Here is a 6,938-nt window from a genome sequence, read left to right on the forward strand (position 1 = left end):
AATAAATAATGCTTGTTAAAGGGTTACTAAAGGTGTTTTAGTTTTGAGAGTTAGGGGTATAGCTCAGTTGGTAGAGCGGCGGTCTCCAAAACCGCAGGTCGCGGGTTCAAGTCCTGCTGCCCCTGCCAAAGGGGAATGGGATCAGATATGAGGGGGTGGGTTTTGCTGACTTTTTCGCTTTTTTTTATATGGGGCTTGTTTTTTTGTTTGTGAAACGCTATTGAATAGGAAGTAGAAAATTGCATCAGTCTGGAAATTGGCTTTTGCATTTTTTTCGTATTTATCTTTTTGTATAGAACACAATAGGACGAGAAGAGAGTATATAGGGCTAGAGAGAGTGTAGTGTGACGATGGCATCTAAAACCAATCCAATTGCCTTTTTGAAGCAGGTTTATGCAGAAACAGTTAAAGTAAAGTGGCCTACGCGCCGCGAGATAGTTATTTCTACTGTTATGGTTTTGCTGGTAACGGCATTGGCTTCTGCTTTCTTTTTTATTGTGGATCAGGTTATGCATTTTAGTGTTTGGCGGGTTATTGATCTTCTGAAATATCTTTTTGGTTGAGAATGTAAGGAAGTGTGACTGTGGCGGCTCGTTGGTATATTGTTCAGGCATATTCAAATTTTGAAAAAAAAGTAGCGGAAGCTATTGATAAGGAGGCGAAGCAAAAAGGGCTTGATCATCTGTTTGAAAAGATTTTTGTTCCAACAGAACGTGTTGTAGAAGTTCGTCGTGGACGCAAAGTTGATAGTGAGCGAAAGTTTTTTCCTGGCTATGTTCTTGTTCGTGCTGAATTAACGGATGAAGCTTATCATCTTATTAAGAATACGCCTAAGGTGACAGGTTTTCTGGGGTCGGATGCGCGTCCTGTTCCCATTTCTGATCGAGAGGTTGAGCAAATTCTCAAACAAGTTCAGGAAGGGGTTGAATCTCCAAAATCTTCTGTGTTGTTTGAGGTTGGAGAGCAAGTTCGCGTTGCTGATGGTCCTTTTGTTTCGTTTAATGGAATTGTTCAAGAGGTTGAAGAAGAGCGCTCTCGTCTTAAGGTTGAAGTGCTCATTTTTGGGCGTCCTACGCCCGTTGAATTGGAATTTGGTCAGGTTGAAAAACTTTGATTAAACTTAGAGTAGTTTTTATTGCTTTAAGGAAGGAGTGGGAGGTGATTTATAGCTTTTGTCGGCTTAATGATCCAAACCACATGACTGCAGAGGGTAGCGAACAAGATGAATTGTTAGCGTACCAGTGAAATTGAAGGCAGATTATTATGGCAAAAAAAAGTATAGGTCAGCTCAAGTTGCAGGTTCCTGCAGGGGCTGCTACTCCGTCTCCACCAATTGGTCCAGCTCTTGGACAGCGTGGTATTAATATCATGGAATTTTGTAAAGCGTTTAATGCAGCTACACAAGAAATGGAAAAGGGAGCACCGATTCCAGTTATTATTACGTATTACCAAGATAAGTCTTTCACGTTTTCTCTCAAGACACCTCCTGTATCGTTCTTTTTAAAGAAGGAGGCGCAGTTAAAATCTGGTTCAAAAGAGCCTGGTAAAGTGTCTGTAGGAAGTATCTCTCGCGATAAAATTCGTTTGATTGCGGAATCAAAGATGAAAGATCTTAATGCGAATGACATTGAGGCAGCAATGCGTATGGTTGAAGGCTCTGCGCGCTCGATGGGCTTGGAAGTGGTGGGCTAATGTTATGGCAAAAGTAGCAAAGAGAATAAAAAATATTCGCAAAGGTGTTGATTTTAATCAACTTTACGCTTTGAGTGATGCTGTTTCAATGGTTAAGGAGCGTGCCGTAGCTAAGTTTGATGAAACAATTGAAATTTCAATGAACTTGGGTGTTGACCCTCGTCATGCTGATCAGATGGTTCGAGGTGTTGCTCATTTGCCTAACGGAACGGGGCGAAATATTCGTGTTGCCGTTTTTGCTCGTGGTGATAAGGCTGAGGAGGCTAAGGCAGCAGGAGCTGATGTTGTGGGTGCTGAAGATTTATTTGAAAGCATTAATGGGGGGGTGATTGACTTTGATCGTTGTATTGCGACACCAGATATGATGCCTCTTGTTGGTCGTCTTGGTAAGATTCTTGGTCCAAGGAGTTTGATGCCAAATCCAAAAGTTGGTACTGTAACACTTGATGTTGCCGGTGCTGTCAAAGCTTCTAAAGGTGGTGCTGTCGAATTTCGTGTTGAGAAAGCTGGTATTGTGCATGCAGGTATTGGGAAAGCTTCTTTTGGCGTTGAAAAAATCGTAGAAAATATTAAAGCTTTTGCCAGTGCTGTTATGAAAGCAAAACCGCAAGGTGCAAAAGGTGAGTATATTAAGCGCGTTGCTGTTTCTTCGACTATGGGGGTTGGTGTTAAAGTTGATCCAGCAACGGTTCGTTCAGAGTCAGTATAAGCTGATTTATAATTTTTTTTGAGGTAAGTGACGATCAAAATTATATTTTAGATGTCGGTTTTGACTGGCATTTAGCCATCTAAGCTTTATAGGGCTTAGGTTGTTCCGGGAGGGATTCCGGAATGTCCTGTCCGAGATTGTAGGTGATGCTTTAAGTATCTTAATCAAAAAAAACCTACATGAGACTGGGGTAAAAAACTGAGAGTTAAAAGACTTAAAGGGTTTGAGCCAGGGTTGCCTTTGAACGTTGTGCGTGAAAAAGGGGACAGGATCCTCATCGGTAGCATGAAATATTTTATGTTATCAAAGGTAACCAACAGGTTTGTTTTAAGCAAATCTGTTAAATGGAGAGAGACAGTGAATAGAGCGGAAAAACGCGAATTTGTTACATGGCTTAACGAGGCTTTTCAAAAGTCTGGTTCTGTTGTTGTTGCACATTATTCCGGTCTGACAGTTTCACAGATGAACGATCTGCGTTCGAAAATGGGTGAAGCTGGCGGTGCCGTTAAAGTCGCCAAAAACCGTCTTGCTAAAATCGCTCTTCAGGGCACGGAATCTGAATCGATCGCGGGTTTGTTTACAGGACAAACACTTATTGCTTATTCAGAAGATCCAATCACAGCACCAAAGGTTGCTGTTGATTTTGCAAAAAGCAATGACAAATTTGTCATCCTTGGCGGTTCAATGGGCGCAACAAGTTTAACTGTAGACGCTGTGAAGTCATTGGCTTCATTGCCTTCATTAAATGAATTGCGGGCAAAACTTGTGGGTATGATTTCTACTCCTGCTACCCGTATTGCACAGGTTGTTAATGCGCCTGCAGGTCAGGTTGCACGTGTCATTGGAGCATATGCTCAGGAGGATAAGGCGGCTTAAGGCTGTTTGTATTCATGTTGATGGAAGAGCTTTAATGCTTTTCTGTTTTTTTGAATAAATTTTAATAATGGTTCAAATCTTTTAATTAAAGGAATTTTAAAATGGCTGATCTAGCGAAGATCGTAGAAGACCTTTCTAATCTAACCCTTTTGGAAGCTGCTGAGCTTTCTAAGCTACTTGAAGAAAAGTGGGGCGTTTCGGCTGCTGCTCCTGTAGCTGTTGCTGCTGTTGCTGGTGCTGCTGCTCCAGCTGCTGAAGAAAAAACGAATTTGATGTTATTCTTGTTGAAGGTGGCGCGCAAAAAATTAATGTTATTAAAGAAGTTCGTGCTCTTACGGGACTTGGTCTTAAAGAAGCTAAAGATCTTGTTGAAGGAGCACCTAAGCCTATTAAAGAAGGCGCTTCTAAAGAAGAGGCAGAAAAAATTAAATCTCAACTTGAAGCTGCTGGTGCTAAAGTTGAACTTAAATAAATTTAATTTTATCGGCGGACATTTAGGTTCGCCGATTTTCTTTCTCTAAAAAGAGAAAAAGTAATGAGTAAAAAAACCTTTTGCCAACAGTTTAATTGCAGTAGTGGTATAGGGTTGGTCTACTCATCCCTCATCATAGAGCCAATTCAAAGAAAGGCTTATGTTGGTGAGGAAAGTTAACGATGCTCATGATTGGGTGTCAAGTGAACTGGTCTGCATATGCAGGTTAATGATATAAGACTTTCAAGGTTGGTCTACCTTGAAGAGTAAGGATCAAGGAGCGACGATGGCTCAGACTCACGCAATGATGTCTCAATTCAATGGTCGTAAGCGGGTACGCAAATTTTTTGGTAAGATTCCTGAAGTAGCAGAGATGCCGAATCTTATTGAGGTTCAAAAAGCGTCATATGATCAGTTTCTCATGATTGAGGAACCGAAAGGTGGACGACCAGATGAAGGTTTGCAAGCTGTTTTTAAATCGGTATTTCCTATTTCCGATTTTTCCGGTACAGCTATGCTTGAGTTTGTTGGTTATGAATTTGATTTACCAAAATTTGATGTTGAAGAATGTCGTCAACGTGATTTAACTTATGCAGCTCCATTAAAGGTGATATTGCGTTTGATTGTTTTTGATGTTGATGAGGATACTGGCTCCAAAGATATCAAAGACATCAAAGAGCAGGGCGTTTATATGGGCGATATGCCCTTAATGACGACCAATGGTACCTTTATCGTTAATGGTACCGAGCGTGTTATTGTTTCTCAGATGCACCGTTCTCCAGGTGTCTTTTTTGATCATGATAAAGGGAAGTCGCATTCATCGGGAAAGCTTCTTTTTGCGGCTCGTGTGATTCCGTATCGCGGCTCTTGGCTGGATATTGAGTTTGATGCTAAGGACATCATTTATGCGCGTATTGATCGGCGGCGTAAGATTCCTGTTACCAGTCTTTTAATGGCACTCGGTATGGATGCGTCGGATATTTTGTCAACGTTTTATGATAAAGTGACTTATGAGCGTGATGGAGCAGGATGGCGTGTTCCTTATTCTGTTGATCGTTTTAAAGGAATGAAGCTCATTTCTGACCTCATCGATGCAGATAGTGGTGAAGTTGTTGTGGAATCTGGTAAGAAGCTAACAGTTCGCACCGCAAAATCTTTAGCAGAAAAGGGGCTCAAAGCGGTTAAAGTTAGTGAAGATGATTTATTAGGCTGTTATCTTGCAGAAGATATTGTCAATTATGAGACAGGTGAGATTTACCTTGAAGCTGGCGATGAAATTGATGAAAAAGTATTAAAAGTTTTGCTTGATGTTAGTGTTGACCAAATCAATATTCTTGATATTGATCATATGAATGTTGGTGCCTATATCCGCAATACTTTAAAGGTGGATAAAAATGAAAGTCGACAGGATGCATTGTTTGATATTTACCGAGTAATGCGTCCAGGTGAGCCTCCAACAATCGATACAGCAGAAGCAATGTTCCATTCATTGTTTTTTGATCCAGAGCGTTATGATCTTTCAGCTGTTGGACGTGTTAAGATGAATTTGCGTATGGATCTTGATTGCCCAGATACAGTTCGCATTTTACGTCAAGAGGATGTTCTCGCTGTTGTTAAGATGTTGGTTGAATTACGTGATGGCCGTGGTGAAATTGATGATATTGATAATCTTGGCAATCGTCGTGTTCGTTCCGTTGGGGAGTTGATGGAAAATCAATATCGCATTGGTCTCCTTCGTATGGAGCGTGCGATAAAAGAACGTATGTCATCGGTTGAAATTGATACAGTTATGCCGCAGGACTTAATCAATGCAAAGCCTGCTGCAGCAGCAGTTCGTGAGTTTTTTGGGTCTTCACAATTGTCGCAGTTTATGGATCAAACCAATCCATTGTCGGAAATCACCCATAAGCGCCGTCTTTCTGCTCTTGGTCCAGGAGGATTGACTCGTGAACGTGCGGGTTTTGAAGTTCGTGACGTCCATCCTAGCCATTATGGTCGTATTTGTCCAATTGAAACACCGGAAGGTCCCAATATTGGTCTCATTAATTCCTTAGCAACATTTGCTCGGGTTAACAAATATGGCTTTATTGAAAGTCCATATCGTAAAATTATTGATGGTAAAGTCACCAAAGAAGTTATTTATCTTTCAGCAATGGAAGAAGCAAAGCACTATGTTGCTCAAGCAAATTCTTCATTAGATAGTGAAGGCCGTTTTACAGAAGAGTTTGTTGTTTGCCGTCATGCTGGTGAAGTTTTAATGGCGCCGCGCGATCATGTTGATTTGATGGATGTTTCACCAAAACAGTTGGTCTCAGTTGCTGCTGCGCTTATTCCCTTTTTGGAAAATGATGATGCGAACCGCGCGTTGATGGGATCAAACATGCAGCGTCAGGCAGTTCCTCTTGTACGCGCTGAAGCACCATTTGTTGGTACGGGAATGGAGGCCGTTGTTGCGCGAGATTCAGGGGCCGCTGTAAGCGCAAAACGGAGTGGTATTGTTGATCAAGTTGATGCTACCCGTATTGTTATCCGTGCAACAGAAGATTTAGATCCTTCAAAATCAGGCGTTGATATTTATCGCTTACAAAAATTTCAGCGTTCTAATCAATCTACTTGTATTAATCAGCGCCCTCTTGTGCATGTCGGTGATCGGGTAGAGAAGGGTGATATCATTGCAGATGGTCCATCTACGGATCTTGGTGATTTGGCTCTTGGGCGAAATGTTCTTGTCGCCTTTATGCCTTGGAATGGATACAACTACGAAGATTCCATTTTGTTATCTGAGCGCATTGTTGCGGATGATGTGTTTACGTCAATTCATATCGAGGAATTTGAAGTTGCAGCACGTGATACAAAACTTGGGCCTGAGGAAATTACGCGCGACATTCCTAATGTTGCGGAAGAAGCATTAAGGAATCTTGACGAAGCTGGCATTATTTATATTGGTGCTGAAGTTCAACCGGGTGATATTTTGGTTGGAAAGATTACACCAAAGGGTGAGAGTCCCATGACACCGGAAGAAAAGCTTCTGCGTGCAATTTTTGGTGAAAAGGCATCTGATGTTCGTGATACTTCTATGCGTATGCCGCCTGGGACATTTGGTACTGTTGTTGAAGTTCGCGTTTTTAATCGCCATGGTGTGGAAAAAGATGAGCGCGCTATGGCAATTGAGCGTGAAGAAATTGAGCG

Annotated in this window: 5 protein-coding genes, 1 tRNA gene and 2 pseudogenes; all 8 read left to right on the forward strand. The window is 41.6% G+C overall.

From position 1 onward, the window contains the following. Positions 1-52 precede the first annotated feature (52 nt). Positions 53-128, forward strand: a tRNA-Trp gene (locus BN338_RS05965). A gap of 222 nt (positions 129-350) precedes the next feature. Continuing rightward, a complete protein-coding gene (secE, locus tag BN338_RS05970; protein ID WP_039759995.1) occupies positions 351-563 on the forward strand; it encodes a preprotein translocase subunit SecE in 213 nt (70 codons plus the stop codon). Between the two features lie 20 nt (positions 564-583). Further along, positions 584-1,114, forward strand: coding sequence for a transcription termination/antitermination protein NusG (gene nusG / locus BN338_RS05975; RefSeq protein ID WP_039759998.1), 531 nt, complete (start codon positions 584-586; stop codon positions 1,112-1,114). Positions 1,115-1,263: 149 nt separating this feature from the next. Further along, on the forward strand, positions 1,264-1,692 hold the full coding sequence (gene rplK, locus BN338_RS05980; protein WP_039760001.1) for a 50S ribosomal protein L11: 429 nt from the start codon (positions 1,264-1,266) through the stop codon (positions 1,690-1,692). Positions 1,693-1,696: 4 nt separating this feature from the next. Next, positions 1,697-2,401: a 50S ribosomal protein L1 gene (gene rplA / locus BN338_RS05985; protein WP_039760004.1), complete on the forward strand. Its 705-nt coding sequence runs from the start codon at positions 1,697-1,699 to the stop codon at positions 2,399-2,401. Positions 2,402-2,758: 357 nt separating this feature from the next. Further along, positions 2,759-3,277, forward strand: a complete 519-nt coding sequence (gene rplJ / locus BN338_RS05990; protein WP_012231475.1) for a 50S ribosomal protein L10 — start codon at positions 2,759-2,761, stop codon at positions 3,275-3,277. A 101-nt stretch (positions 3,278-3,378) separates the two neighbouring features. Then, positions 3,379-3,749: pseudogene (rplL, locus tag BN338_RS05995) on the forward strand (50S ribosomal protein L7/L12). A gap of 307 nt (positions 3,750-4,056) precedes the next feature. Next, positions 4,057-6,938 (forward strand): annotated as a pseudogene (gene rpoB / locus BN338_RS06000) (DNA-directed RNA polymerase subunit beta); the annotation flags it as partial.

It is taken from the genome of Bartonella queenslandensis AUST/NH15 (assembly GCF_000312585.1).
Classification (GTDB): domain Bacteria; phylum Pseudomonadota; class Alphaproteobacteria; order Rhizobiales; family Rhizobiaceae; genus Bartonella; species Bartonella queenslandensis_A.